At 70.8% G+C, this 26,536-nt stretch carries 20 protein-coding genes; 5 read left to right on the plus strand and 15 right to left on the minus strand.

What is annotated here, in order from left to right; translation table 11 throughout:
* Positions 1–324 precede the first annotated feature (324 nt).
* The 4 genes from FHY03_RS03080 to FHY03_RS03095 form a co-directional block, all read right to left on the minus strand.
* On the minus strand, positions 325–2,787 hold the full coding sequence (locus tag FHY03_RS03080; protein WP_183928670.1) for a TonB-dependent receptor: 2,463 nt from the start codon (positions 2,785–2,787) through the stop codon (positions 325–327).
* A gap of 414 nt (positions 2,788–3,201) precedes the next feature.
* A complete protein-coding gene (locus FHY03_RS03085) occupies positions 3,202–4,221 on the minus strand; it encodes an SMP-30/gluconolactonase/LRE family protein (protein WP_183928672.1) in 1,020 nt (339 codons plus the stop codon).
* Complete coding sequence (locus FHY03_RS03090; RefSeq protein WP_260158626.1) at positions 4,218–5,312, minus strand: Gfo/Idh/MocA family protein; 1,095 nt, start codon at positions 5,310–5,312, stop codon at positions 4,218–4,220. Before FHY03_RS03090 ends, FHY03_RS03085 begins: the two co-directional genes overlap by 4 nt.
* A 57-nt stretch (positions 5,313–5,369) precedes the next feature.
* On the minus strand, positions 5,370–5,804 hold the full coding sequence (locus FHY03_RS03095) for a helix-turn-helix domain-containing protein (protein ID WP_183928674.1): 435 nt from the start codon (positions 5,802–5,804) through the stop codon (positions 5,370–5,372).
* 55 nt (positions 5,805–5,859) lie between these two features.
* Between FHY03_RS03095 and FHY03_RS03100 the strand changes: the two genes are divergently transcribed.
* Complete coding sequence (locus FHY03_RS03100; protein WP_183928676.1) at positions 5,860–6,468, plus strand: NAD(P)-dependent oxidoreductase; 609 nt, start codon at positions 5,860–5,862, stop codon at positions 6,466–6,468.
* Positions 6,469–6,689: 221 nt separating this feature from the next.
* Here FHY03_RS03100 and FHY03_RS03105 read toward each other — a convergent pair whose 3' ends face one another.
* The 4 genes from FHY03_RS03105 to FHY03_RS03120 form a co-directional block, all read right to left on the minus strand.
* Positions 6,690–7,001 (minus strand): DUF6496 domain-containing protein, encoded by a 312-nt coding sequence (locus tag FHY03_RS03105; RefSeq protein ID WP_183928678.1) that lies wholly within the window; start codon positions 6,999–7,001, stop codon positions 6,690–6,692.
* A 233-nt stretch (positions 7,002–7,234) separates the two neighbouring features.
* Positions 7,235–8,419, minus strand: coding sequence for an acyl-CoA dehydrogenase (locus tag FHY03_RS03110; protein WP_183928680.1), 1,185 nt, complete (start codon positions 8,417–8,419; stop codon positions 7,235–7,237).
* 7 nt (positions 8,420–8,426) lie between these two features.
* A complete protein-coding gene (locus FHY03_RS03115) occupies positions 8,427–10,298 on the minus strand; it encodes a PAS domain S-box protein (RefSeq protein ID WP_183921799.1) in 1,872 nt (623 codons plus the stop codon).
* 218 nt (positions 10,299–10,516) lie between these two features.
* Positions 10,517–13,096, minus strand: coding sequence for a TonB-dependent receptor (locus tag FHY03_RS03120; protein ID WP_311721294.1), 2,580 nt, complete (start codon positions 13,094–13,096; stop codon positions 10,517–10,519).
* Positions 13,097–13,570: 474 nt separating this feature from the next.
* Here FHY03_RS03120 and FHY03_RS03125 point away from each other — a divergent pair, with 474 nt between their 5' ends.
* On the plus strand, positions 13,571–14,278 hold the full coding sequence (locus FHY03_RS03125; protein ID WP_260158627.1) for a phosphatase PAP2 family protein: 708 nt from the start codon (positions 13,571–13,573) through the stop codon (positions 14,276–14,278).
* Between the two features lie 128 nt (positions 14,279–14,406).
* On the opposite strand, the gene FHY03_RS03130 is transcribed toward FHY03_RS03125, so the two are convergent.
* Both FHY03_RS03130 and galE read right to left on the minus strand, forming a co-directional pair.
* Positions 14,407–15,240 (minus strand): CoA ester lyase, encoded by an 834-nt coding sequence (locus tag FHY03_RS03130; protein ID WP_183928684.1) that lies wholly within the window; start codon positions 15,238–15,240, stop codon positions 14,407–14,409.
* Positions 15,237–16,247: a UDP-glucose 4-epimerase GalE gene (galE, locus tag FHY03_RS03135; RefSeq protein ID WP_183928686.1), complete on the minus strand. Its 1,011-nt coding sequence runs from the start codon at positions 16,245–16,247 to the stop codon at positions 15,237–15,239. The genes FHY03_RS03130 and galE overlap by 4 nt, the downstream gene beginning before the upstream one ends.
* A 67-nt stretch (positions 16,248–16,314) precedes the next feature.
* On the opposite strand from galE, the gene msrA reads away from it, so the two are divergent.
* Complete coding sequence (msrA, locus tag FHY03_RS03140) at positions 16,315–16,860, plus strand: peptide-methionine (S)-S-oxide reductase MsrA (protein WP_183928688.1); 546 nt, start codon at positions 16,315–16,317, stop codon at positions 16,858–16,860.
* A gap of 494 nt (positions 16,861–17,354) precedes the next feature.
* Here msrA and FHY03_RS03145 read toward each other — a convergent pair whose 3' ends face one another.
* The gene (locus FHY03_RS03145) at positions 17,355–18,293 is read right to left on the minus strand and encodes an L-threonylcarbamoyladenylate synthase (RefSeq protein ID WP_183928690.1); all 939 of its coding nucleotides are present in this window, start codon (positions 18,291–18,293) and stop codon (positions 17,355–17,357) included.
* A gap of 36 nt (positions 18,294–18,329) precedes the next feature.
* On the opposite strand from FHY03_RS03145, the gene FHY03_RS03150 reads away from it, so the two are divergent.
* Positions 18,330–20,000, plus strand: coding sequence for an acyl-CoA dehydrogenase (locus FHY03_RS03150; protein ID WP_183928692.1), 1,671 nt, complete (start codon positions 18,330–18,332; stop codon positions 19,998–20,000).
* Positions 20,001–20,184: 184 nt separating this feature from the next.
* Here the strand turns inward: FHY03_RS03150 and FHY03_RS03155 are convergent, their stop codons facing one another.
* The 4 genes from FHY03_RS03155 to FHY03_RS03170 are packed head-to-tail and all read right to left on the minus strand — an operon-like array spanning position 20,185 to position 23,376.
* Positions 20,185–20,670 carry a hypothetical protein gene (locus tag FHY03_RS03155; RefSeq protein WP_183928694.1) on the minus strand — a complete coding sequence of 162 codons (486 nt, stop codon included), beginning with the start codon at positions 20,668–20,670 and terminating at the stop codon, positions 20,185–20,187.
* Between the two features lie 16 nt (positions 20,671–20,686).
* Entirely contained in the window at positions 20,687–21,043 is a 357-nt protein-coding gene (locus tag FHY03_RS03160; protein WP_183921807.1) for a GntR family transcriptional regulator, read from the minus strand.
* 48 nt (positions 21,044–21,091) lie between these two features.
* The gene (locus FHY03_RS03165; RefSeq protein WP_183928696.1) at positions 21,092–21,808 is read right to left on the minus strand and encodes a SapC family protein; all 717 of its coding nucleotides are present in this window, start codon (positions 21,806–21,808) and stop codon (positions 21,092–21,094) included.
* On the minus strand, positions 21,805–23,376 hold the full coding sequence (locus FHY03_RS03170) for a tryptophan halogenase family protein (RefSeq protein ID WP_183928698.1): 1,572 nt from the start codon (positions 23,374–23,376) through the stop codon (positions 21,805–21,807). Before FHY03_RS03170 ends, FHY03_RS03165 begins: the two co-directional genes overlap by 4 nt.
* Before the next feature lie 140 nt (positions 23,377–23,516).
* On the opposite strand from FHY03_RS03170, the gene FHY03_RS03175 reads away from it, so the two are divergent.
* Entirely contained in the window at positions 23,517–26,363 is a 2,847-nt protein-coding gene (locus FHY03_RS03175) for a TonB-dependent receptor (RefSeq protein WP_183921810.1), read from the plus strand.
* Positions 26,364–26,536: the final 173 nt, after the last annotated feature.

The raw sequence follows: 26,536 nt of genomic DNA on the forward strand, positions 1-26,536 counted from the left end.
GCGCGCTCACCGCCTTCGTCCCGCGCTCCGGGCTGAGCTCCGAGAGTCGCGCCATTCGAAAGCAATTATCTTATTGTATGCGGCACGTAAGGGAGCGGGGCAAGCCGATACGTTAGCGGCTCTGACGTATGGCGGCGGCAGGAGATCCGCTTTTGCCACGGGCGGACATCCCACCTTCTACCGTCATCCCGGACGTGTTCCGGGATCCACTCCTCCGCGAGCACAACGACGTCAGCATGAGCGGCACCGTGGATCCCGGAACAAGTCCGGGATGACGGGAGAGAGTGGCGCGGTTTGCCTTCCGAAGGGGAGTGACGCCCCCCCTCAGAAGCTCAGCGCCGCGCTGAAGCGGAGCGAGCGGCCGAGGATCGGGCGCGCCAGCACCGGCCCGGTCCCCTGCGAGCCGATGATGCGCGGGTTGCCCTCGGTCAGCCCGATCTCGTTGGTGAGGTTGTTGCCCGTCACCTGCAGCCGGATCCGCTCCGCCACCTCGACCGACACGCCCGCGTCGAGCTGGTAGAAGCGCGGCAGCAGCTGCTGGTTCTCGGGGTCGGAGAAGCGGTCGCCGGTATATTGCAGCGTCGCGAACAGCGACGGCCGCAGGCTCCCCACCGGCAGCTCGTAGGACGGCGTCACGCGCCACATCCAGCGCGGCTGGCGCTGCACGCGATTGCCGGTGTTGTCGATCGCGCCGCCGCCGGTGAAGAAGTCCTGGTAGGTGCCGTCGAGGAACGTCCCGGCCGCCGCCAGGCTGAAGCCCGCGAACGGGCGCAGCGCGCCCTCCAGCTCGACGCCGGTCGCCTTGGCGCCGCCGACCTGGCTCAGCGCGACGTTGTTGATCAGCTGCGTCGTCGCCAGCCCGTCGAACTTGTTGTGGAACACGGTGGCGTAGAGGTTGAGCCACGGCATCGAGACCTTGAGACCACCCTCGTAGGTGTCGACCTTGGCGACGATCGTCAGCCCCTCGCGCAGGTTGTCGAACTGCGGGAAGCTGTGGCCGCGGCTGTAGCGCGCGAACACGCCGACCTGCGACGTGAAGTCGTAGTTGGCACCCGCGGTCCACGACCAGCGCCCCTCGCGGAACGGGTCGAGCGCGCGGCGCTCGCCGAACACGTTGACCGCATTGTCGTACAGCGTGTTGGGGTTGCCATCGAGGTTGACCTGGGTCGCCGCCGGGGTGCGCAAATTGCCGTCGACGATATGCTTCTGGTAGCGCAGGCCGCCGTCGACGCGCAGCTGCGATGTGATCTGCAGCTCGTCGACCGCGTAGAAGGCGAGGTCCGACCCCTTGTAATAAGCGTCGACCAGGAAGCCGTCGCCGCTGGTGAAGCCGTTCTGCGTCGCGGTGCGCCCGCCGTTGAGCGTCAGGTTGAGCAGCCGCGCGCGCGGCTCGGCGGTGAGCAGCACCTGGTTGCCCAGCGCCCATTGGTCGCGCGTGGTGTAATCGGCGTAGTAGAAGCCGCCGGTCAGCTTGTTGCCGCCGGCCTTCCACTCCAGCGCGGTGTCGGCGACGAAGGAGGTGATCTTCTTCTGCACGCTCCAGATGCCCGCGCGCATCACCTGCGTGTCCGTGCCCGAGGCGACCGCGCCGCCGCCATTGACGAAGCTGAGCGAGGCGACGGTCGAGCCCGCGCCGCCGAGCGCGGTTGCCATCGCCGAGGCGGCGGTGGGCGGACCGTCGGGGACGAGCCCGACCGTGTCGGCGCGCCCGCCGAGATAGCTCATCCGCTCGCGCACGCGCAGGCCGTCCGCCACCTCATAGTCGAAGGTGATGCCGGTGTTGATCACGTCGGCGCCGCGGCCGTTCTCGAGGTTGACGGTGTTGCCCTGGACGTTGCGCGTCAGCCGCGTCTCCGGCCCGAGCAAGGTGCCGGTGCCCGCGTCGAAGCCGGGATAGGCGCTGATCTTGCGCCCGTCCTGGATCACCGGGATCGGCAGCAGCCACTGGCCGCGATCGTTGAGGTAGCGCGCATAGACCTCGACCGAGCCGCGCCCCTCGAAATCATGGTGGATGTTGGCGGTGACCTGACCGCCCTTCTCGGCGCGGAAGCCTGGGTCGCGGATGCCGTTGCCCTGCGCGTAGAAGCCGCCGATCATGAAGCCGGTGTTCTCGCCGAGCGGGCCCGACACCCAGGCGTCGCCGCGTGCCTCGTCATAGTCGGTGTAGGAGAATTTGGCGAGGCCGTGGAGCGCGCTGCCGCCGGTGCGCGGCACGACGTTGACGGTCAGGCCGGGCTGGCCGTTGGAGAAGAGCGAGCCGGTGCCGCCGCGCACCGCCTCGACCCGCTGCACCGTCTCGTCGAGCCGGATCAGCTGCGAGTTCTCGAGGAAGGACAGGGTCGAGGGCGGGAAGATCGGCACGCCGCCGAGCTGGAAGGTCACGAATTGCGCGTCGCCGCCCGAGGGGTAGCCGCGCACGAAGATATTGGCGCCGTTCTGCCCGCCCGAGCTCTCCGCCATCACGCCGGGGACGGTGCGGAGCAGGTCGGCGGTGCTGTTGGGCGCGGCGCGCTCGATCGCGTCGTCGCTGAGCGTGGTGACCGCGAAGGCGGCGTCCTGCCGCCGCGTGCCGCCGCCGGCGGTGCCGACGACGATGATATCATCGCCGGTCGGGGCGGTGGTGTCGACGATGCCCGTATCGGGCTGCGAGCGCTGCGCGGTGTCCTGGGCGGGGTCAGGCGTGACGCCGGGTGCGGCGCCGGTCTGGGCGAGCGCGGGCGCGGCGAGCAGCGTCATCGCGACGGTGGCGGCGCCGCTGAGCAGCCGTGTGGCGTGGGTGGACCGCATGCTTCTTCTCCCTCTGCTGCGGCGCTCGGGTGGCGCCGTTAACCATGCATGTAGGTCGCGCGCGGACTCGTGTCGACACGCGGCGGGCTGCGGTGGATCGTTGATCTGGGAGGGTTGCTTCCGCGCCACAGTGCGGCGAGCGGCGTGCTCCCTCGCTCGAGACAGCGCGTCTGGACCCCCGCCTTCGCGAGGATGACGGAATTAAGTGCGCGGGGATGACGAACTAAATTCGCGGGGATGACGGATCGAAGTGGTAAGATCCGTCGCCTATCTCCTCCGTCATCCCCGCGCAGGCGGGGATCCAGACGCGCAGGTGGCGCGATCATAGGCACGATTGCCGGACGCTGAGGCTACCTTCCGCGGCGATAGGCAGCGCGCGTAGCCCGGCTCCCCCCGCGCGAATGAGCGCCCCGATCACCCCACCAGCGCGACGCGGCAGATGCGGTCCGACGCCGTCAGGAACAGGCTGCGCCCGCCCTCGCCGACGCAGGCGTTGGCGATCGGCTTGCCGTTGCCGATGATGCCGAGTGGCTCGCCCGCTGGGCTCAGCACGTGCATGCCGCCCGGCCCGCTGACGAACAGGTGGCCTGCCGCCGCGACGTCCATCCCGTCGGGCGCGCCGGCCCAGCCCTTCGCCTTGTCCGCGCGCATGTCGCTGAACACGCGCGATCCCGTCGGCCGGCCGCGCGCGTCGAGCGCATAGGCCCAGACCAGCGGCGCGGCGTCGTCCGAGCAGGACAGGTACAAAGTCCGCTCGTCGGGCGAGAGGCCGACGCCGTTGGGGAAGCGCCGCGCGCCGTCGAGCAGCGTCACCGTGCCGTCGGGATCGAGCCGGTACAGCCCCATCACGTCGAGCTCGCGCAGCGGCGAGTCGGGGCCGGCGGCGAAGCCGTAGGTCGGGTCGGTGAAGTAGATCGCCCCCGAGCGCGCCACGACCACGTCGTTGGGGCTATTGAAGCGCTTGCCGCGATAGCGCTCGGCCAGCACCGTCCGCTTCTTGGTCGCGAGGTCGACGCGGACGATCGCGCGCGTGCCGCTGTCCGCGACGATCAGCCGGCCCTGGCGATCGAGCGCGAGCCCGTTGGCGCCGGCCTCGCGGATCGCGGGCGGGATCGGCGTCTGCAGGCCCGCCGGATCGAGGAACGGCCGCGCGCCGTCGCGGCGCGACCAGCGGTGGACGACGTTCGCGGGTACGTCGGAGAAGAGCAGATAGTCGCCCTTCGCGACCCACACCGGCCCCTCGGCCCAGCGATAGCCGGTGGCGAGCGTCTCGATCGTCGCGCCGCGCGGGATGATCGCGTCGAGCCGCGGGTCGAGCCGCAGCACCCCCATCGGCGGCGGCTCGGCCGCGCGCGCGGCGCTCGCGAGCAGCGCCCCCGCGCCCAGTCCCGCGCCCAGTCCCGCCAGCGCCGCGCGCCGGGTGAGGACCGTCATACCAGCCGCACGCGCTGGCCCTCGCGCGCCGAGCGGTAGATCGCCTCGATCACGCGCAGGTCGGCGAGCCCCTCCTCGCCGCCGGTCAGCGGCTCCTTGTCGTCGAGGATGCACTCGGCGAGATGGTCGAGCTGTCCGGCGTGCTGCGCCTTGCCCGCGGGCGGGTCGCGCGGTTCGGTGCGGCCGTCGCGGTTGATCCGCATCTTCTGCCCCTCGTACGAGGTGGCGGGCTCGAGCTCGATCCAGCCCTTGGTGCCGGTGACGCGATAGGCGTTGTGGTTGGAATTGTAGCTCGACACGCAGGTCGCCTCGATCCCCGAGGGAAAGCGCAGCAGGAAGGAGATCTTGTCCTCCACCGTGCGGAAGCGCGGGTCGGAGCGGTCGGTCGACTCGATCGCGCTGACCTCGACCGGGTTCTCGCCGGCGAGATAGCGCGCCGCGTTGAGGCTGTAGATGCCGATGTCCATCAGCGAGCCGCCGCCCGACAGCGGGCGGTCGAGCCGCCACTGGTTGGGCTGGATGGTGAAGCCGTGCTCCGAGGTGATGATCTGCGTCTTGCCGACGAAGCCGCTCTGCGCCAGCTGGATCGCGAGCATGTTGTGCGGCTGGAAGCGCGAGCGATAGCCGATCATCAGCTTGCGCTTGGCGGCGCGGCAGGCGTCGATCATCGTCTGGCATTCCGCTACCGAGACCGCCATCGGCTTCTCGCACATCACGTGCTTGCCCGCCTTGGCGGCGCGCACGACATATTCGGCGTGCATCGAATTGGGCAGGATGACGTAGACCACGTCGATGTCGGGATTGTCGCGGATCGTGTCGAAGGTGGCATAGCTGTAGCGGTGCGTCTTCGGAATGTTGTACTGCGCACCGAACTTCTCGAGCTTGGCGGGCGTGCCGCTGACCAGTGCGACCAGGCGCGAGTGGTCGCATTCGGCGAACTTGGACATGATCAGCTCGGCGTAGCGGCCCAGCCCGACCACGGCATAGCCGATCTTGCGGTCGCGCGACGGCGCGGCGCAGGCGCCGCTCGCGGCGGCAGCGAGCCCCATCCCGAGCCCGGCGATGATGGTGCGGCGGTCGGCCTCGCGCATGTCCCTCTCCCTCTGCTGTCGACGCTTTCGGCGCCGTGGACCAGAGGGTTAACAGTATCATTCGGAGAGCGCTACCATCTCCGCCGCGGCCTCGTCGCGCGTGTCGTAGCGCGCCTGCGCCGCCGCGACCGCGCCCATCCGCGTCTCGGCCCAGTCGATCATCTGGCGCAGCGCGCCGAGCAGCTCGCGCCCGAGCGGCGTGACGCGATAAACCACCTTGATCGGCACGCTGGCCTCGACCTCGCGAGTCACCAGCCCGTCGCGCTCGAGCGAGCGCAGCGTCTGGCTCAGCATCTTCTGCGACACGCCCGCGACGCGGCGCTTGAGCTCGCTGAAGCGGCGCGGCGAGTCGCCGAGCAGCAGCAGGATCAGCACGCTCCATTTGTCGCCGACCCGGTCGAGCAGGCGCCGCGTCGGGCAGTCGGCGGCGTAAGCGTCACCGCGCGCGGTATCGCCGAGGTGACCAGGTGAGGCGGAAGTGCCGTCTTGCATGGTGCCTCGCCCTAGCCAAGTAGGTCACCGTTGGAAACCATCCACGGAGGGCGAGATGAAGGTAGCGGTGCTGGGCGCGAGCGGTCGCGCGGGCAGGGAGATCACGCGCGAGCTGGCGCGGCGCGGCCATCAGGTCACCGCAATCGCGCGCCATCCTGAGGCGATCCCCGCGGCCGACGGCGTCACCGCGGTGGCGGGTGACGCACGCGACGCCGACGCGCTGGCCGGGCTGGTCCGCGGCCACGACGCGGTGATCAGCGCGCTCCACTTCGACGTCACCGCGGAGACGCTGCTGGGCGCGCTCCGCACCGCCGGCGTGGCGCGGCTGCTGGTCACCGGTGGCGCGGCGAGCCTGCGCACCGCCGACGGCGGCCGGCTGATCGATTCGCCCGATTTCCCGGCGGCGTGGCGCGACATGGCGATGGGCGGGGTCCGCTTCCTCGACGCGTTGCGCACGGTGGAGGACATCGACTGGACCTTCTTCTCGCCGGCCGCGCTGATCGAGGAGGGGCCGCGCACCGGCCGCTTCCGGCTCGGCGGCGACGAGCTGGTGGTCGACGAGGAGGGGCAGAGTCGGATCAGCTTCGCCGACTATGCGATCGCGATGGTCGACGAGCTGGAGCAGCACCGCCACCCGCGCGCACGCTTCACCGCGGCCTATTGAGGGGGGCGGCCGCAGCTCTCAGAGTTGCGGCGCCCGTCAGTGGGTATGCTGCCGCCGCTTCCCCCTTCCGTCATCCCGGACTTGTTCCGGGATCCACTCTTCCGCGCACTCCTGGACGGCGGCTCTCGCGGCGGAGTGGATCCCGGAACAAGTCCGGGATGACGGCGATGTGTATGTCGGGGGGTGGGAAGCGGCGCGACAGCGCGGGCAACCCGGCGCCTTCAACCGAGCGCCTTCTCCAGCTGAGCCTTGCTCATCGTCGAGCGGCCCGGCACGTCCGCCTTCTTCGCGCGCTCGTACAGATCGGCCTTGCTCGGCCCCTGCCCGCGCTCGCGCCGCTCCGCTTCGCCCTTTCGGCGCCTGTTCTGCGCAGGGGTCTGGTGGTTCGACGCGCCGGCCTCGCTCAGCCCGATCGCGATCGCCTGTTGGCGACTGCTGACCTTGCGTCCCGCGCTGGTCTCCAGCTCGCCTTCCGCGAACTCGTGCATGACGCGCTCGACCGTCTCCTGCTGCGCCTTGCTCTGCTTCGCCATTTCACACGCTCCTGACGCGATGCGAGCGACAACCGGGGTGAAGCGCGCGAAGTTCCGAGATCCTCCCCGCTCGCGGGGAGGGGGACCATGCAAAGCATGGTGGAGGGGGGGCTCCACGAACGCTGCGCTGAGTGAGACGCACCGCCATCAGCGCTGCGCGACGCGGAGAGCCCCCTCCACCACCGCGCTACGCGCGGCGGTCCCCCTCCCCGTGCCGGGGAGGATTCGCGCTCTCAGAAGGCCGCGATGCCGGTGATCGCCCGTCCGAGGATCAGCGCGTGGACGTCGTGCGCGCCCTCATAGGTGTTGACCGTCTCGAGGTTCATCAGATGGCGCATCACCTGATACTCGCCCGAGATGCCGTTGCCGCCGTGCATGTCGCGCGCCGCGCGCGCGACGTCGAGCGCCTTGCCGACGTTGTTGCGCTTGACCAGCGAGACCATCTCGGGCGCGAACCGGCCCTCGTCCATCAGCCGCCCGACGCGCAGGCTCGCCTGCAGCCCGAGCGCGATCTCGGTCTCCATGTCGGCCAGCTTCTTCTGGAACAGCTGGCGCCCGGCGAGCGGCGTGCCGAACTGCCGGCGGTCGAGCCCGTATTGGCGCGCGGCGTGGAAGCAATATTCCGCCGCGCCCAGCGCGCCCCAGCTGATCCCGAAGCGCGCGCGATTGAGACAGCCGAACGGCCCCTTCAGCCCCGCCACGTTCGGCAGCAGCGCGTCCTCGCCGACCTCGACCTCGTCCATCATCACCATCCCGGTGATCGAGGCGCGCAAGCTCAATTTGCCCTCGATCTTGGGCGTGGCGAGCCCCTTCGCGCCCTTCTCCAGCACGAAGCCGCGGATCGCGCCGTCGTGCGCGTCGCTCTTGGCCCAGATCACGAACACGTCCGCGATCGGGCTGTTCGAGATCCACGTCTTGGCGCCCGAGAGCACGTAGCCGCCGTCCACCTTGCGCGCGCGCGTCGTCATGCCGCCGGGGTCCGAGCCGGCGTCGGGCTCGGTGAGGCCGAAGCAGCCGATCAGCTCGCCGCGCGCCAGCCCGGGCAGCCAGCGATGGCGCTGCTCCTCCGAGCCATAGGCGTAGATCGGGTACATCACGAGGCTCGACTGCACGCTCATCATCGAGCGATACCCTGAGTCGATCCGCTCCACCTCGCGCGCCACCAGCCCATAGGCGACATAGGAGGCGCCGACGCCGCCATATTCCTCCGGGATGGTCGGGCCGAGCAGCCCCAGCGCCCCCATCTCGCGGAAGATCGCGGGATCGGTGTGCTCGTTGGCGAACGCCTCGACGATGCGCGGCGCGAGCTTGTCCTCCGCGTACGCACGCGCGGTGTCGCGTACCATCCGCTCGTCCTCGCTCAGCTGATCGTCGAGCAGGAACGGGTCTGCCCAGTCGAACCGGCCCATCTGGGTCATGCGGTGTTCAATCCTCTCCGATGTCGTGCCCGGCGCGGCCGGTCTCTGGCTCCGGCTCTAGCGCAGCGCGCGCGGTTTCGGAACCGCGCGAGGCGGGCAGCGCGATCTCGCAATGGACGCCGTCGTCGCGCAGCGCGAAGCGGGTGCGCGCGCCGAGCTGATAGGGCAAGGCATGCTCGATCAGCTCGCGCCCATAGCCGCCGCCCGGCGCCGGCGCGTCGGCGACGGGATCGCGCGCGACCCCGCTCTCGTGCCAGGTGACGTGCAGCATCGGCGAGCCCCCGTCCGCCGCGACTCGCCAGTCCAGCGCCAGCCGCCCGCCCCGCGGCGACAGCGCGCCATATTTGAGTGCGTTGGTGGCGAGTTCGTGGAGCGCGAGCGCGAAGGTCTGCACCGTGCTGGAGCGCAGCCGCACGCCGACCGGCCCGGTCATGGTCACCCGTCCCGAGCCGAGCCAGTCGGCGCCGCCGAGCGACTCGAGCTCGCTCCGCGCCAGCTCGTCGAAGGTGATGCGATCCCCCTCGCTGAGCCGCGCGAGCAGCCCGTTGACCCGCGCCAGCGCGCGCAGCCGGTCATCGAACCGGCCGGCGAAATCGTCGAGCGAGGCGCTGCTCGCGATCAGCTGGTTCGACAGGCCGCGGACGACGCCGAGCAGGTTACGCGTCCGGTGCTGCAGCTCGGCGACGAGCACCTCGAGCCGGTCCGAGCTCGCCTTGGCCGCGGTGGCATCCTCGCTGATCCCGCCGATGCGGTGGACCCGGCCCTCGCCGTCGCGGATCGGGAAAGCGGTGTCACGCACCCAGCGCACCGCGCCGTCGGCGGCACGGCGGATACGGAACTCGGCGGTGACGGTCGCGCCCGCGCGGACGCGGCGCACCGCGTCGATCGCGCCGGCGCGGTCGGCGGGCAGGATCAGCCGCGCGACGCGGCGCAGGTCGTCGCGGCCGCCGACCGTCGCCAACGGCAGGCCGTACAGGCGCTCGAAGGCGGGGCTGGCATATTCGATGCGCAGGTCGCGCGCGTCGCGCACCCACAAAGCGTCGGCCGACGCGGCGCCGAACTGCCGGAAGCGCGCCTCGCTCTCGCGCAGCGCCGCCTCGGCGCGCTTGCGCGCAGTAAGATCGATCGTGACGACCAGCAGCGAGCGCGCCGGATCGCCCGGCGCACCGAGCGGGGTGATGCTGCTGTTCGCCCAGACGCTGGTGCCGTCGGAGCGATGGTAGCATTTGTCGAGCGTGGCGGTGCGCCCGCTCGCCAGCGCGCGTTCCACTGCGGCGACGGAGGGGGCGAGATAGGCCGGCTGGGTCACGTCGGCGACGCCGAGGCGCAGCAGCTCGGCCTCGTTGCGGCCGAGCAGACGACACAGCTCCTGGTTGACGCGCAGGAAACGTCCCTGCTGGTCGACCTCGGACAGGCCGACCGAGGCGGCGGAGAAGATCGCGCGCAGCCGCGCTTCCGCCGCGGCACGCTCGATGTCGCGGCCGCGCTCGGCCGTGACGTCGCGTTGCACGCCGATCCAGCCCTCGATCGCACCCGCGGCGTCGCGGATCGGGTCGATCGTCCAGTCGACGACGTAGCGCGTGCCGTCCTTGCGATAGTTGACCGCCTCGCCGGCATAGCCGCGGCCGGCGCGCAGCGCGTCCCGGAGCGCGGCGAGCACCGCGCGATCGGTCTCGGGGCCCTGGAGGATCCGCGGCGTCGCCCCGAGCAGTTCGTGCTCGGCATAGCCGGTCAGCGCACACATCGCCGCGTTGACGAAGCGGATCACCGGCCCCGGGCGCTCGACCTCGGGTCCGGTGACGACGATGGCGTGCCCCGCCGCCATCGCGGCGCGGCGGAACCAGCGGGCGTCCTCCTCCTCGTGCGGCGATCCGGTCATCGCGCCGGTCTACCGGGCGTTATGCCCCACCGCCAGCGAGTTGACGGCGTCGCGGTACGCTCTGCGCGACGATGACGGTCGCCGCGCCCGGATCACCGCGCGCCGGACCGGGCGTCGCGGGCGGACCGGGGTGCCGCGCCGGCCGCCCCTCTTCCCGGCGTCATCCTGAACTCGTTTCAGGATGGCATTGCAGGGGATGACTGACGCTGCACCGCCCCTCAGAACTTCGCGCCCAGCCGCAGCCCGATCGTGCGCGGGGTGATCGGCACGGCATAGGGCCGCTGGTAGCAGGAGCCGCATTGGACGAAGCGGGCGATCTGGCCGCGCTCGTCCCACAGGTTACGCGCGAACAGCTCGAGCGTGTATTTGCCCCAGTCCGCTCCCAGCGCGAGATTGCCCGTGGTGTAGGCGGGCAGCCGGCCGATCTCCGCCGACGGATTGGCGAGACGGCCGGTGCCGACCTCCTCGACGCTGAGCCGGATGTCCGACGCCGCCGAGCTCTGGTGCGCCACCAGCCCCTGAAGGTAGGCCTTCGCCGCGCCGATGGGGACGGTGTAGCGCGCGGTCGCGCTCAGCTTGAAGCGCGGCGTGATCGGCAGGCGCCGGCCCGCCGCGGCGACCACGTCGCTGCCGTCGCCGATGCAGGTGACCGTCCGGCACAGATCGGTGCGTGTCTTGGCGTCGGTATAGGCGCCCGAGGCGGTGAAGGAGAGCGGCCCGGCGCTGACGTTGGCGTCCATCTCGATGCCGCGGATGCGCGCGTCGGGGCCGTTCTGGATCACGGTGAAGCTGTTCTCGCCCAGGAAGGCGAACTGGAACTGGTCCCAGTCCTGCTGGTACACCGCGCCGTTGATGCGCAACCGCCCGTCGAGCCAGGTCGTCTTCCAGCCGAGCTCGTAGTTGGTGAGGAAGTCGGCGTCATAGTCGCCGACGTCGCCGCGCCGGTTGATCCCGCCGGGCCGGAAGCCCTTCGACCAGGTCGCGTAGAGCAGCAACAGGTCGGTCGGCTTCCACGTCGCGTTGAAGCGGTAGGTCACGCCCTGGCCATCGGCGCGCTTGGGCACCACCGTGTTGCCCTTGACCACGCCGAGGTTGGCGCAGGGGATACCGCCGACATCCTTGGTCGTCAGGAAGGCGCTGGTGTCGCCGCCGTTAAGATAGGCGTCGCGCAGTGTGCCGCCGCCGGCGAGATAGCAGCTCGCCACGCCGGTGCGCGAGCTGCCCGCGGCGTTGAACGGCGAGGCCGTATAGGGCCGGCCGTCCTCGGGATCGACGCCGGGATTGCGGCCGAAGCCGAAGAAGCCGACGAGCGAATTGTCGTAGATGAAGGCGCGCCCGCCCGCGGTCAGCGTCAGCCGCGGCGTGAGGTCGTAGCTCGCCTCGCCGAACACCGCGTAATCCTTGTCGACGCGGTGCTGGCGGGTCAGCCACAGCGTGCCGGTATAGCCGTTGACCGACACGTCCGGGCCCAGGTTGGGGATCTGATAGTCCTGGAAGATCAGGTTGCTCTGCCGCTGGTAGAAGCCACCCGCGACGATCCGGAAGGGCTGGTCCGCGGGCGAGGCGACGCGCAGCTCTTGGCTGGTCTTCTTGAAATGGTCGCGCCCGACGACGCGCTGGCGTGGGTCGACGGTGTTGCCGGCGGCGTCCTGGTAGTAGAAATAGCCCGCCAGCCCGCCGACCGACGAGTAGAGCGAGTCATAGGCTTCCGAGTAATCGGTATAGTCGGTCGACTGCTCGGCGCGGCGGTCGAGATAGGCGCCGGCATAGGTCACGTCCCAGTTGCCGAGCTGCCCCTCGATCGTCAGCGCCGCCTGGGCGAAGCGATCCTTGCGATATTCGGGGTAGAAATGCTGCACCTCGAGGTCGCCGACCTTCGGGTCGAAGGCGTAGCTGCCGTGGCTGCGCTGTTCCTGGTAGAGGAAGGTCGGCGTCGCGGTCCAATTGTCGTCGAGGTCGATCTTGAGCGCGGCGCGGCCGCCATAGGTCTCGGTGTCGTTATAGTCCTTCTCGACGAACTGGTCGTTGGTGACGGTGATGCCGCCGGGCTGGGGCAGGAAGCTGCGCGTGCCGGGCACGTTGTCGATGAAGCCGGCGTCGCGCTGGTAGAAGCCGACCACGCGCAGCGCCATGCGCTCGCTGATCGGGATGTTGAGCATCCCCTCGGTGGTATAGCCGATCCCGCCCGAGCGGACGCTGTTCACCTCGCCGTCGACGCGGCCGTAGAAGCCGGCGGTGTCGGGCTTGTTGGTGATGATGCGGATCGTCCCCGCCTCGCTCGACGCGCCGTAGAGCGTGCCCTGCGGGCCGGCGAGGCTCTCGATCCGCGCGACGTCGTAGATGTGGATGTCGAGCGTGCCGCCGATCGTGGTGACGGGCTGCTCGTCGAGATAGGTGCCGACCGAGGGCAGCGAGCCCGAGTGGTTGCCGTCGCCGCCCGAGGCGACGCCGCGCATGTAGACGGTGGTGACGCCGGGCTGCGACGACTGGAACGCCACCGATGGCAGCAGCTGAGTATATTCGTTGAAGTTCGAGACGTTGAGCTGATCCAGCCGGCGCGTGCCGATGGCCTGGATGCTGATCGGCACGTTCTGGATGTTCTCGTCGCGCTTCTGCGCGGTGACGATGATGTCGCCGTCGGTGGTGCTGCTGTTCTGCGGCACGTCGGCCTGGGTGGTCTGGCCCGAGCCGGTCGGCGCGGCGGCGACCTGGTCGGACGCCGTGCCCTGAGCCGCCGCCGGGGACGCGATCGCGGCCGACGCGAGAAGCTGCACCAGCACGCGACGTTTGAAGCTCACCACCACAATGCCCCCATTGTTGCGACTGTATCACGGGCATGCTGCGCTGCGGCGGGTGGCTTCGTCAATCGGGGGCGGCGACCGGTTGCGACATTTTGTTGCCGCGGCGATGCTGCGGGTGGGGCGCATCGCATGGTAATCGCTGGTGTAAGCGACACTAAGGGTCGGCGGCGCGCGGGCGACCGGGCTTTCGCGGTACCCCCGTCATCCCTGCGGAGGCAGGGATCCAGACGCGCGGACCTTCGTGAAAGAGCCGGCACGTCGGCGTGTATGGATCCCCGCCTCCGCGGGGATGACGGACGAAATTGGGCGATACGTCGCGGGCGAGAGGACAATGGTGTGAGCGCCCCGTCACACCTGCGCCGTCAGCAACCCAGCCTGATCCATGTCGCTGTAGCCAGCGCGGTCTTTCCCCTCGGGCGAATTTCGCCTCCTCCACGCAGCGCCCGCACCGCTCGCTCGTTGTCGCCGACCATGCAGACGATGATCGACCGCGCCGTTCCCGCCGAGGAGCCACGCGAGGCCCCGCCCGCCCCGCCCGTCCTGTGGATCGCGCTCGGCCTCGCCGGGCTGGTCGGCGTGGCGCTGCTCGCGCGGCTGGTCGCGGGCGGTGCGCCGCTCGCCTGGGATCGCGCGATCATGCTCGCGCTGCGCGTGCCCGGCGACCCGGCGCAGCCGATCGGCCCGCGCTGGCTGCACGCCGCACTGATCGACGTCACCGCGCTGGGCAGCGGCACGGTGCTGACGCTGGTGGTGGCGGGGACGATCGGGCTGCTGCTGGTGCGGCGGCTGTGGCTCACCGCGGCGCTGATCGCGGCGGCGACGATCAGCGGCTCGATCATCGCGGCGCAGGCGAAATACTGGGTCGGCCGGCCGCGGCCCGAGCTGGTCGACCATCTCGTCCAGGTCACCGGTCTCAGCTTCCCGAGCGGGCACGCCACCAACAGCGCGCTGGTGTATCTCACGCTCGCCGGGCTGGTGGCGCAGGTGGCGGACGGTCGCGCGGTGCGCAGCTACATCTTCGCGATCGCGACCCTGCTGACCGGATCGATCGGGGTGAGCCGCGTGTACCTCGGCGTGCACTGGCCGTCGGACGTGCTGGCAGGCTGGTGCGCCGGCACCGGATGGGCGGCGCTGTGGTGGTGGCTCGGCGCGACGCTGCGGCGTTCGCTGGCGCGTTAGCCGTCGATCCAGCGACGCGTTCTCGTGCTCCGGCGGACGCCGGAGCCCGGGTTCACGAGCGTGACGGGCGTGGCTCTGGGCTCCCGCGTCCGAAGGAGCACCGCGATCTCGGCGACGAGGTTCGCGCGCTAGTCCGCGCGCGCCGCCGCGAGCAGCCGCCGCGCCGCGGCCAGGTGCGGCGCGTCGACCATGCGGCCGTCGAGCTGGAGCGCGCCCGCGCCCGGATTGGTTTCGAACAGCGCGACCACGCGCCGCGCCGCCGCGAGCTCTGCCTCGCTCGGCGTGAACGCGGCGTTGATCACCGCCACCTGCGCGGGATGGATCGCCATCATGCCCGTGAAGCCGTCGCGCCGGCCACGCGCGGCATAGGCGCCGAGCCCGTCGAGGTCGCGGAAGTCGGGATAGACCGTCTCGATCGCGGGCACCCCGGCGGCGTGCGCGGCGAAGAGCGCGAGCGCGCGCACCACCCTGTACGGATCGGTATAGCCGCCGTCGGCCTCGCGCGACGACGACGCCCCGATCGCCGCGGGCAAGTCCTCCGCGCCCCAGGTCAGCCCCGCCAGCCCGGCGCCGTCATAGTCGCCGAGCGCGAAGACCGCGCGCGGCGTCTCGGTCGCGATAGGCAGCACCGGATAGTCGCCCGGCAGCGCCTCGCGGAGCGCGGCCACGGTGGCGCGCCCCTCCGCCTTGGGCAGCACCACGCCGATCAGCGGCGCGCCCGCCAACGCGGCGACGTCGGCGGCGAACGCCTCGGTCGCGACCGGGTTGACCCGCACCAGCAGCGCCGGCCCGCCCGGCGCCCGCTCGATCAACCTCCGCACCGCGTCGCGCGCCGCCGGCTTGGCGGCGGGCGCGACCGAATCCTCCAGGTCGAGGATCAGCGCGTCGGCGCCGAGCCCGAGCGCTTTCTCCATCCGCTCCGGGCGGTCGCCCGGCACGAACAGGAGCGAGCGCCACGTCACCGCGCGCGTTCGGCCAGCTGCCGCTCCCACGCCAGCGCGTCGCGGACGATCCCTTCCAGGTCGTCGCGGCGCGGCGCCCATTCGATCGTGCGCAGGATGGCGGCGTTGTCCGCGACCAGCTCGGCCGGGTCGCCCGCGCGGCGACCCTCCAGCCGGCGCTCGATCGGGTGGTTGGTGACGCGGTCGACCGCGTCGAGCACCTCGAGCACCGAGAAGCCGCGGCCGTAGCCGCAGTTGAGCGTGTGGCTCTCGCCCGGCCGGTCGACCAGCAGCTTGAGCGCGGCGACATGCGCCTCGGCGAGGTCGCTGACGTGGATATAGTCGCGCACCCCGGTGCCGTCGCTGGTCGGGAAGTCGGTGCCGTAGACCGACACCGCGGCGCGCTTGCCCGTCGCCGCCTCGACCGCGATCTTGATCAGGTGGGTCGCGCCGACGGTCGACTGGCCGCTGCGCCCCTGCGGGTCCGCGCCGGCGACGTTGAAATAGCGCAGGCAGCAGTGATTCATCGGATGCGCCGCCGAGACGTCCTTGAGCATATGCTCGGTCATCAGCTTGGACATGCCGTAGGGATTGATCGGCACCTTGGGGTCGTTCTCGGCGACGGGAACGCGCTCGGGCGTGCCATAGGTTGCCGCGGTCGACGAGAAGATGAAGTGCGGCACGCCCTCGGCCACCGCGCTCTCGATCAGGCTGCGCGTCGCCGCGGTGTTGTTGCGATAATATTTGAGCGGGTCGATGACCGACTCGGGCACCACGACCGAGCCGGCGAAATGCATGATCGCGCGGACGTTGTGCTCGCGGATCACGTCGCGCACGCGCGCGTCCTCGACCGCGACGTTGACGAAGGCGGCGCGCGGGTCGACCGCCCAGTCGAAGCCGGTGACGAGATTGTCGATGACGACCACGTCATAGCCCGAGTCGAGCAGCGCGAGCACGGCGTGGCTGCCGATATAGCCGGCACCGCCGGTCACCATCACCTTGCCGTCGAGCGTCGCGTCCTGCGTCATGCCTGTCTCCCGTGCCGTTGCCGCCGCCTAGCGGCTTCCTACATGACACGCAAAGGAGACGCTTTTCATGACGGAATATGCGACGCTGGCGGGTGGCTGCTTCTGGTGCACCGAGGCGGTGTTCAAGGACGTGATCGGGGTCGAGAGCGTCGAGAGCGGCTATATCGGCGGCCACGTCCCCGACCCGACCTACAAGCAGGTGTGCGGCGGCGACACCGGCCACGCCGAGGCGATCCGCGTCGGCTTCGACCCCGCGCAGGTGAGCTACGCCGACCTGCTCGATATCTTCTTCGCCACGCACGACCCGACGCAGCTCAACCGCCAGGGCAATGACGTCGGCACGCAGTACCGCTCGGCGATATTCCCCGAGACGGTGATGCAGGAGGAGCAGGCCAACCAGGCGATCGCGCGTGCGCAGGAGACGGTCCCGGGCAAGATCGTGACCACGATCGAGGAGTTCGGCGACTGGTACCCCGCCGAGGGCTATCACCAGGACTATTGGGAGACCTCTGGCCGGTCGAACCCCTATTGCTTGGCGGTGATCCCCCCCAAGCTGCAGAAGCTGCGCAAGAGCTTCGCCGCGCGCAGCAAGGCGAGCGCGCCGGCGGCGTAAGAGTGGGGTGGCCGGCCTGGATTCAGGAGGTGGCCGGGTGCGCCGGCCACCGATCTGCTGGCCGCGCTCCCTTCCTCCGTTTCCTCCGTCATCCCGGACGTGTCCCGGGATTCACTCGTCCACGGGAGCAACGTAGCCTGAGTACGCGGAACGCTGGATCCCGGAACAAGTCCGGGAGGACGAAGCGGGTGTGGGGGCTTCGTCGCGGACATCACGTCATCCTCGCCTCGCGCCGGGAGCCGGTATGGGCACTCCATCATGCCCTTCCCGTCATCCCGGACCTGGTCCGGGATCCACTCGTCCGCGTGAGCAACGCCATCTGAGTACGCGGCACGCTGGATCCCGGACCAGGTCCGGGATGACGGAGGCGACGCGCCTGGCAAGACATCTTCCCTCATGCCACCCATGCTCCTGCGCACGCAGGAGACCCGGGTGACACGCGATCCGCTCGCCGCCTTGGGTTCCTGCATCCAAAGAAGACACCGCGCCGCCGCCTAACGCCGCGCCGCGCGCCGCAGTCGGTCGTTGATCGCCACGCCCACGCCCGCCTCGGGCACCGGCGCCACCGCGATCCGCGCGCGCGCGCTCGCGTCGGCGCGGTGCAGCGCATCGAACAGCCGCGCCGCCGCCTCGACCGGGTCGCCCGTCGCCGACAACGTGTCGTCGCCCGCGACCGCGCCATAGCCGATCAGCCACTCGTCCGCGTCCGCGGTCATCGCCGCCAGCCGCAGCGGCTTGCGCGGCGCGTAGTGGGTCGCGAGCTGCCCCGGCGCGCTGACGTGCGCGGTCGTGCCCGGCGCGACCGCCAGCACCTCGCCCAGCCTCTCCGCGGTGACCGGGCCGGGGCGCAGGATCGTCCGCCCCGCGACGATCGTCGACTCCACCCCCGCCTCGGTCGCGCCGTCGTCGAGGATCAGCGGCACCGCCGCGCCGAGGCTCGCCGCGACGTGCTCGGCGCGGGTCGGGCTGATCGCGTTGCTCGTATTGGCGGAGGGCGCCGCCAGCGGCGCGCCGCTCGCCGCCAGCAGCGCGCGCATCGCGCGGTGCGCCGGCACGCGCAGCGCGATCGTGTCGAGCCCGGCGGTGACGAGCGAGGCCACTCCCGCCCCCCCGCTCGCCTGCCCACGCAGCGGCAGCACCAGCGTCAGCGGCCCCGGCCAGAAGCGCGCCGCCAGCGCGCGCGCGTCGTCGTCGAACACCGCCAGCCGCTCCGCCGCGGCGAGGTCGAGCACGTGGACGATCAGCGGGTTGAAGCTGGGCCGTCCTTTGGCGGCGTAGATCCGCGCCACGGCGGCCGAATCACGCGCGTCGGCGGCGAGGCCGTAGACCGTCTCGGTCGGCACCGCGACGATCCCGCCGGCGCGGATCGCCGCCGCCGCGGCCGCGACCGCGGCCGTGCCGTAGCGTCGGATCTCGGGGAGTTGAGCGCTCATCGCACCGGGTATAGCGAGGGCGCACAGGAGAGAGAAATGACCTTCGTCCCCGCCATCGCCGATCAGCGCTTCGTCCTCGATCACGTCGTCGTGCTCGACGAGATCGCGCGGCACGAGCGCTTCGCCGCCGCCAGCGCCGACACGGTCGAGGCGGTGCTCGAGGGCATCGGCGCGTTCGCGGAAGGCGAATGGGCGCCGCTCGCCATCGCAGGCGACCGCGTCGGCGCGCGCTGGACCCCGGAAGGCGTGGTCATGCCCGAGGGCTATCGCGCCGCCTACCAGGCCTATGTCGAGGGTGGCTGGGGCACGATCGGGGTCGACGAGCGCTGGGGCGGCCAGGGCCTGCCCTTCGTCGTCCAGGCCGCGGTGCTGGAGACGCTCGGCACCGCCAACATGGGCTTCGCGCTCGCGCCGATCCTCACCGTGGGCGCGATCGAGGCGCTGGCGCACCACGGCACGCCCGAGCAGCAGGCGACCTACCTGCCCAAGCTCGCCAGCGGCGAATGGACGGGCACGATGAACCTCACCGAGCCGCAGGCGGGCAGCGACGTCGGCGCGCTGCGCACCACCGCGACACCGCGTGGGGATGGCACGTACCTGATCAACGGGACCAAGATCTTCATCAGCTTCGGCGACCACGATCTCGCCGACAACATCGTCCATCTCGTGCTGGCGCGCACGCCCGATGCGCCCGCGGGGACGCGCGGCATCTCGCTGTTCCTCGTCCCCAAGGTACGGCTCGACGGTGCGCCCAACGACGTGCGCGCGGTGTCGATCGAACATAAGCTGGGGCTCCACGCCTCGCCCACCTGCGTGCTGTCGTTCGGCGACAACGGCGACTGCGTCGGCGAGCTGATCGGCCCCGAATATGGCGGGATGCGCGCGATGTTCACGATGATGAATAACGCGCGCCTTAACGTCGGCGTCCAGGGCGTGCAGGTGGCCGAGGGCGCGACGCAGAAGGCCGCGGCCTACGCGCGCGACCGTGTCCAGGGCGCGCGCGACGGCGCCCCCGCGGCGATCATCGAGCATGCCGACGTGCGCCGCATGCTGCTGCGGATGAAGGCGCAGACGATGGCGGCGCGCGCTCTGGTCTATTACGCCTGCGGCCAGGTCGACCGCGCCACGCTGGGCGACGCCAAGGCGCGCGAGCGGCTCGAGATGATGACCCCGCTCGCCAAGGCGCATGCCACCGATCTCGGCAACGAGGTGGCCAGCCTGGGCGTGCAGGTCCACGGCGGGATGGGCTATGTCGAGGAGACCGGCGCGGCGCAGTTCTTCCGCGACGCGCGGATCACCCCGATCTACGAGGGAACGAACGGGATCCAGGCGGCCGACCTGGTCGGGCGCAAGCTGTCGCTCGCCAACGGCGGCGCCTTCGCCGACCTGATCGCGGACCTGCGCCGCGACGCGCGCCATCCCGCGCTGGTGCGGCTGGTCGACGCCTGCGAGGCGGTCGGGCGGCGGCTGCAGGGCGCGAGCGCGGACGACCGCCAGGCGGCGAGCTATCCCTTCCTGACGATGCTGTCGGTGGCCTCATGCGGCTGGCTGATGGAGCGCCAGGCGGCGGTGTCCACGGCCGACGCGGTGAAGCGCGCGGCCTGCGCCTTCTACCTCGACCAGATCGTGCCCGAGGCGCTCGGGCTGGAAGCCGCGGCGAACGCGAGCGCGGAAGTGCTGTACGCGCTGCCGGCGGGAGCATTCTAAGGGGCTCGAGTTCGCGTAAAAATGAAAGACGCGCTTCGCCTCTTCCTAGCTCAACCCCGGCGCAGGCCGGCGCCCAGTTGGTGGACGTCCATGAGACTCACCCCGGCCTTCCCGCCTGGGCCCCGGCCTGCGCCGGGGCACGGGCGTCGACTCCGCGGAGCGACCTCAGCCCCAGGCGGCCCGCTCACTCCCCCGACGGGCACCCGCTCGCCGGGTTCGGTCCCGCGCCCGCGGGATACCAGCGCGCCACCTTGCGGTCCTCGTCGTAGTAGCAGACCGCGCCCGAGCCACCGTCGGGGGTCAGCGCGATCGCCCAATTGTGCGGCCCGCAATTGTGCGGTTCGCAGCCATAGGAGAGCACGCGCCCCTCGACCTCGGCGATCGGCGTGGCGGTGACGTCGGTGTCGAGCACGCGCGCGCGCACCGCCGCGTCGGACACCGCTCCCGCCACCGCCGCGCGCACCGCCGGGTCAGCGAGGAAGCTGCCGCCCCCCTCCACCGCGTCGGTCGGATAGTGGCCGACGTAGCGCGCCAGCGCGGCGACCGGCGTGGCAGCGACGCTGGGCGACGCGCTCGGCGTCGCGGCGGGCGCCGCATTGGTGGGCTGGTCGGGCTGCTGCTGGCAGGCGGCGAGCGCGGCAAAGGCCGCGAGGGAGATCAGGCGTCGCATCACGCCGGACAACGCCTCAGCCGGCGACTCGTTCGAGCAGGTCGGTCGCGTCGAGCCCGAGCAGGTCGATCCGCTCGCGGATACGCGGCCACTGGTGCGCGACGAAATCCTCGCGCTCGGCGCGGCGCAGTCGCTCCGCCGCCCCCGCCAGCACGAACATGCCGACGCCGCGGCGCACCTCGACATAGCCGTCGTCCTGGAAGCTCTGATAGGCCTTGGCGACGGTGAGCGGGTTGGCGCCATGCTCGGCGGCGAGCGCGCGCACCGAGGGGAGCTGGTCGCCGGCGGCATAGTCGCCGCGCAGGATCGCCGCGGCGATCGTGCCGCGTAGCCGGAGATAGACCGGCGAGTCGTCGCTGCTCAGCGCTGCCATGCTGCGTTAATACACTATATAACGTGTTTGTCGAGCCGAGCCGCGCGGTCAGTCGTCCCGCGGCAGCTCCCCCGCGACGATCCGAGCGTCCGGATGTGCGGCATCGTGGAGCTGGCGCAGCCGCTCGAGCTGGTGGCGCGAGGCGGCGATCACCGCCGCCGCGGCGAGCGACGCGTCGCGGTGGAGCGCCACCACCGCCGCCGCGTCCAGCGCGGCGAGCGCCTCCTCGTCGATCGTGTAGAGCCCGTCGAGCGCGTGCTCGCGTGCGTCGGCGCGGCGCAGCACCAGCCGCCACGGCCGCAGCAGCCGGTGCTTCGCGAACGCCTCCGCCAGCGCGTGCGCCGCCGCGACATCCTCGACCAGCCGCCGCAACGCGTCGCGCAGTTCAAGCACCAAAGGCGTCGCCGCGCCGCCCTCCACCAGAGCCGCGCCGCGCGCACCCAGCGACGCGTCGGCGGGGTCGATCGCGAGCCCGCTGCCGCCCTCGGCGAGGCGGAAGGCGCCGAGCAGCACCGCCTGCGGCATGTAGGTGGCGTGGAAGCCGCCCGCGCCGGCGAAGAGGTTGTCGCCGCCCAGCGCCATCAGCGCGACCAGGTTGAAGCGGCCAGTGCCGCCGTCCTTGGCGAAGCACAGGGGCATGTCGCATGCCGCCACCGCGATCTCGCCGCGCCCGAGCTGCGCGATCGCCCGCCCCCGCCCCGCCGCCGCCGCGTCGAAGCGCAGCGCACCGTGGCGCGCGGGATCGAGCGCGACCGGTGGGCTCATACCGCCTGCAACCCGTGCTCGCGCACCGCGCGGATCAGGTCGCGGTGGCGCGGCAGCCGCTGCATCGCCTCGGCGCGCGCGCGTTCGGCGCGGGCGAGGTGGCGCCGCGCCAGCGCGCTCTCGGGCGCGGCCGGGTCGACCCGCGCGTAGTGCGCGTCGAAGCGCATGCCGTGGAGCACATATTGGTAGCTCGGCCAGGAGAAGACCTCGCGCGCGTGCTCGAAGTCCTGCGGTGCGGGCGGCTGCGTGCGCCACAGCTCCAGCCGCTCCGCCAGACCGTCGGGCCAGGTCGCGGGCGAGGCATTGTCGCGCCAGAAGTCGGTGTCGGTGCGCTTGGTGATCGCGTAGTGAAGCTTGAGGAACTCGATGATGCGCGCCCAATGGTGCGTGAAGGCGGCGTTGAACTGGCGCGCGGCGACGCGCATCGCGCCGCGCGTGCGCGGCAGCCGGTCGGCGATCGCGTCCATCGACGCCTCGATCAGCATCAGCGCCGAGGCCTCGAGCGGCTCGATGAACCCCGCCGACAGCCCGACCGCGACGACATTGTTCTGCCAGAAACGCTCGCGGTGCCCGCCGTCGATCGTGATCCGGCGCGCGGTGAGCGAGTCGGCGGCGGGGCCGACATAGCGGCGCAGCGCCGCCTCGGCCTCGTCGTCGCCGATATGCGCGCTGCTGTAGACATGGCCGACGCCGCGGCGGGTCCACAGCCCGATGTCCCAGATCCACCCCGCCGCCTGCGCGGTGGAGACGGTGTGGCAGGTGATCGGCGCGTCCTCGCTGTCGTACGGCACCTGGAGCGCGATGGCGCGGTCGGCGAACAGCACGTCGCCGCAGCGCCGGAACGGGACCTCGTACACGCCGCCGATCAGCAGCGCGGCGAAGCCGGTGCAGTCGACGAAGAGATCGCCCGCGATCGCGGCGCCGTCGGCGAGCACCAGTGCGGTGACGTCGCCGCCCTCGGCCTGCTCGACACGAGCGACGTCGCCGAGCACGTGGCGCACGCCGAGCCGCTCGACCGCGTGCTCGCGCAGCAGCGTGGCAAACTTGCCCGCGTCGAGATGATAGGCGTAATTCGCCTGGCCGACCCACTCGGGCGTGGTGATCGACTTGGGCGCGAGCCCGGCGTCGCAGAGCGTCGCTTGGAAGTCGACCCAGGTGGCGAAGTCCGCCGCCTCCGGCGCGCCCGACTGGGCGAGCCAGTGCGGCGCGAGGTCGAGCTCGGTCGCGCCCGCTGGCGGGTTGAGCGGGTGGTAATAGCCCTCGCCCGGCGAATCATCGGTCCAGCCGGCGAAACGCGCACCCTGTTTGAACGCCGCGTCGCAGCCGCGGACGAAGTCGGTCTCGGAGATCCCGATCTTTGCCAAGGTGTTGCGCATCGTCGGCCAGGTGCCCTCGCCGACCCCGACGGTGGGGATGCGGGCGGACTCCACCAGCGTCACCGCGACGCCGCTGCGCGTGCGCTGCGCCTGGGCGGCGAGTCGACACGCCGCGATCCATCCTGCCGAGCCGCCGCCGACCACTACCACTTCAGTCACGGGCGCGTCGTCATGCCGTTGATTTGGCGACATTATCCCTCTCGAACCTCTCCACTGCGACGTCTTCGCGTCGTTTACGTAATCGATCCCACTTGTATTTGTCAGATATATCCGTGAGACTGTTTTCGACAGCACACGCATAACAAGTGTGGCTGCGATAGGGGAGGATGACGGTGGCGACCAGCTTTCGGCAAGTGACGGCGCGTGCTTTTCTTTTCTCGGGCGGCATGGGATGCGCGATCGGCGCGCTGATCGCCGCGACACCGGTGCTGGCGCAGGAGGCGCCGCCCGCGGTCTCCGCCCCGCCCGGCCAGGCCGACGCCGACGGCACGGCGGGTGACATCGTCGTCACCGGCATCCGCGGCAGCATCGCCTCCTCCGCCGCGCAGAAGCGCGACGCGGTCGGCATCCTCGACGCGATCTCCTCGGAGGACCTCGGCAAGTTCCCGGACGCGAACGTCGCCGAGTCGCTCCAGCGCATCCCCGGCGTCGCGATCGACCGCACCAACGGCGAGGGCGCGCAGGTCAGCGTGCGCGGCCTGGGGCCGGCGTTCAACACGGTGCTGTTCAACGGCCGCAGCTTCGCCAGCGACAATTACAACCGCGCCTTCTCGTTCGACCTGATCCCGGCCGAGCTGATCAGCGGCGCGCAGGTGTACAAAACCGCGCAGGCGCCGCTGCAGGGCGGCGGCATCGGCGCGACGATCAACGTGCAGACGCCGCGCCCGCTCGCGCTCAAGGGCTTCAAGGTGATCGCCACCGGCAAGGCCTTGTACGAGAAGAACAGCGACAAGTTCACGCCGCAGGGCTTCGGGTTGATCAGCAACACCTTCGCCGACGGCACGATCGGCCTGCTCGCCTCGGTCTCGTACCAGCGCCGCATCGCGCAGATCGCCTCGGTCAGCAACGACGGCTATCTGCCCAACAGCTCGGTCGGGCCGAACAGCAACCCGATCGCGACCAACGTGTATGCGCCGCGCAACTTCGACGTGAACACCGCGCGCGACGACCGCACCCGCCTCGGCGCGACGGTGGTGGCGCAATATCAGCCCACCGACGAGCTGACCTTCACGCTCGACGGCCTGTACAACAAGTTCAAGAGCGACTCGAAGACGCGCGCGCTCGGTGCCTGGTTCGAGCCGACCAGCTACACCGCGGCGACGATCGACGACAATCGTACCGTCACCTCGCTCACCACCAACGGCAACGCCGATTTCATCTCCTCCGGCGCGCTGCGCGAGACGACGACCTGGGAGGGCGGCTTCAACGCCGAGTGGAACCCGGCCAACAACTTCAAGATGGTGATCGACGCGTCCTACTCGCGCGCCAAGAACGCGGGCGGCGGCGGCTCCTATTTCACCGTGATCGGGACGCCCACGCCTTATTCCTTCACCCAGGCGGACGGGAACGGCATCCCCACGGTCAACGGCTTCGCCGACGGCGTGCTCACCAACCCGGCGCTCGGCCGCACCCATATCGCGGGGATCAACGGCAACGACGTCACCGAGAAGGTGCAGGAATATCGCTGGAACAACGAGTGGAAGCCCGCGCTGGGCGTGCTTCAGACGGTGCGCTTCGGCCTGATGAGCACGACACGCGACAAGACCAACGTCGCGGTCACCTCGGGCGACGACGTCGGCTGCGTCTATTGCGGCTATCCGACGCTGGCCGACTCGTCGCTGCTGTCGCCCTTCACGGTGAAGGGGCTGGGCGCGCCGAGCGGCTCGGTGCCGACCACCTTCCTCACCTATGACGCGTTCAAATACCTCAACTTCCTGGCGAGCCCGGCGGCGACCTCGGCGCTCGACGCCAAGTATAATCTCGCACCGGGCACGACCGCGGCGCGCTACGCCGCGACCAACGGCTATGCCGTCGCGCCCCAGCCGGGCACCCGCGTGAAGGAGACGGTGTGGGCGAGCTACGCCGACGTCGACTTCTCGGGTGAACTCGGCAGCATGCCGTGGCTGGTCAACGTCGGCGCGCGCTACGAATATACCGAGCTGACCTCGTCGGGCAGCCAGCGCCAGCTGGTCGACCTCACCCCGACCCAGGGCAACCCGCCGACCGATCCGACCATCTACGTCGGCGTCTTCGCGAGCCCGACCGGCACGCCGATCTCGCAGAAATCGTCGTACAGCAACTTCCTGCCCGCGCTCAACGCGCGGCTCAACTTCACGCAGGAGCTGCAGGTCCGCTTCGCCGCCTACAAGACGCTGACCCGCCCGGCGATCGGCGACCTCGCGCCGAGCCTCGACATCGGCACGCTGCGCCCGGCCACGCTCACCGCGAGCGGCGGCAACCCCAATCTCAAGCCATACCAGGCGAAGAACCTCGATTTGTCGCTCGAATGGTATCCGACGCGGACGACCACGCTGTCGGCGGCGGTGTTCTACAAGAAGGTGGACGATTTCATCATCCAGCTGTTCGGCGACGAACTGTTCCCGATCCGCAATGCGGGCAACGCGCAGGGCGTCGGGCTGCCGGTGGGTGGCCTGATCGTCGACCAGAACACCGCGCGCTTCAGCGTGCGGCGGCCGCGCAACGCCCAGTCGCTCGACATCAAGGGGCTCGAGCTCAACCTGGTGCACACGTTCGACTGGCTGCCGGGCGTGCTGAGCGGCTTCGGCGTCCAGGCCAATGCCACCTTCGTCAGCACCAACCGCGACTTCGACGTCAGCCAGGTGGGCCAGTCGTTCGCCGCGGAGGGGATCGGCAACTCGCAGAATGCCACCGTCTTCTACGAGAAGTACGGCATCTCGGCGCGCATCGCCTATAACCGCCGCGAGCGCTTCCTGCGCGAGCTCGCCGGCGGCGCGGGCAACGAGCCGATCTTCGTGCGCGACTATGGCCAGTTCGACGGCAGTGTCGCGGTGAACGTGACGCCTTACGCCCAGGTGTTCGTGGAGGGCACCAACCTGTTCAACGCCAAATATTACACCACCGGCCGCTTCGATAACCAGCTGCTGCAATACCAGAACTTCGGGCCGCGCTACGACGCCGGCGTGCGCTTCTCGTTCTGATCGCCGCGGCCCCGCGCCGGTCCTCGCGAGGGGGCGGGGTTGCCTACCTTCTCGGAATGAGTCCCTCCCCGTCAGGGAAGGGGTTGGGGTGGGGCTTCTCCGCAGACGCTACGTTCGTGGGAACGCCCCACCCCGATCCTCCCCTGACGGGGAGGAGGACGGCGTCCGGCGTC

It is taken from the genome of Sphingomonas sp. BK345 (assembly GCF_014193845.1).
GTDB lineage: Bacteria > Pseudomonadota > Alphaproteobacteria > Sphingomonadales > Sphingomonadaceae > Sphingomonas.